The organism is Acinetobacter sp. 243_ASPC (assembly GCF_001054715.1).
Classification (GTDB): domain Bacteria; phylum Pseudomonadota; class Gammaproteobacteria; order Pseudomonadales; family Moraxellaceae; genus Acinetobacter; species Acinetobacter soli.
Genome location: NZ_JVOR01000094.1, coordinates 1 through 1507 on the forward strand (window position 1 = coordinate 1; position 1507 = coordinate 1507).

A 1507-nucleotide genomic window follows, 5' to 3' on the forward strand; every position below is an offset into this window, starting at 1 on the left:
ACCGTAGATACCATCCCGCCATTGGCAAATGCAGTCACGGTGCTGGATCTGTACGATGATGTGGGCGCGATTCAGGGCACCATCAGCAACAGTCCAGATAGTCTGACCGATGACACCCGTCCGGCATATTCAGGAACGGCAGATGCCTCGGTAGCGATCGTGAAAGTCTACGACAATGGCGCATACCTAGGCAGTGCGACCGTGGGTACAGATGGCAAATGGAGCTTCACGCCAAGTACACCGATTGGTGCAGGACCGCACAGTTTCACCGCCAGTGGTGTGGATGCAGCAGGTAACGAAGGACCGCAAAGCGCGGCATGGCAATTCAAGGTGGTGGGTGCAGCCCCATCGGCGCCATCCATTCAGAGCGTGACAGATAATCAGGGTGATGTGACAGGAGATCTGCAGAAGAACCAGACCACAGATGACCGCACGCCGACCATCAGTGGTACCGGGCAAGTGGGTGCGGTGGTGACGGTATATGTTGACGGCACGGCAGTGGGTTCAACCACAGTGGCTTCAGACGGGACCTGGAGTGTGACCACGACGGATCTAGGTGCAGACGGCACCAAGAACCTGATTGCGAAACAGACCGATGGTGCAGGCCAGTCGAGCCCGGATTCAGGTGCTTATCCAATCGTACTGGATACCACAGCGCCAGTGAAACCTGGTGTGGTGACAGCAATTGACGATCAAGGCCAGATCCAAGGTCCGATTGCCAATAACGGCACCACCGACGACAAGAATCCAGAATTCAAAGGTACGGGTACCGCAGGTGACGTGATTACCATTAAAGATGGTAATACGGTACTGGGCAGCACCACCGTTGCAAGCGATGGCACCTGGAGCTTCACGCCATCGACAGGCTTGGTGGACGGACCACACAGCATTACCACGACTGCGACGGATGCGGCAGGCAACACCAGCGCGGCCAGTGATGCACTGAACTTTACGGTAGACACCACGAATGTGGTGGTAAGCATCAACAAGGCGGTCGACAATGTTGGCAGCAAGGTCGGTGACCTGGCCAACAATGCTGCAACCGATGACACCACACCAACACTGGTGGGAACAGGTACAGCGGGAGCGATCGTGACGATCAGCGTCGATGGTGGCGCGGCGGTTGGCTCAGCGGTGGTGGATAGTAGCGGTAACTGGAGCTACACCTTACCAACACAAAGCGAAGGGTCACATAGCTATACGGCCACTGCGAGCAATGCGGCAGGAACACAAGGCAGCGCGAGTTTCAATCTGACGATTGACACCACGGCACCGAGCATTCCGAGCATTGGTCTGGTGAGTGACGATGTGGGTCTGGTACAAGGTCCGCTTGGCAACGGTGCCAGCACGGATGACACCACACCGACACTCAGTGGTACAGGCGCGACACCGGGTGATGTGATCAAGGTATATGACGGCAATGATGTGGTGGGCAGTGTCACGGTAGGAGCAGATGGTCGCTGGAACTACACCATCCCGGCACCTGGCTTGACCGAAGGTCCGCACA

At 56.9% G+C, this 1507-nt stretch carries 1 protein-coding gene; it reads left to right on the forward strand.

Annotated features, from left to right (window positions below):
* Positions 1-1507: Ig-like domain-containing protein (locus ADA42_RS12080; protein ID WP_048765418.1), on the forward strand; the 1507-nt coding region annotated here is incomplete at both ends.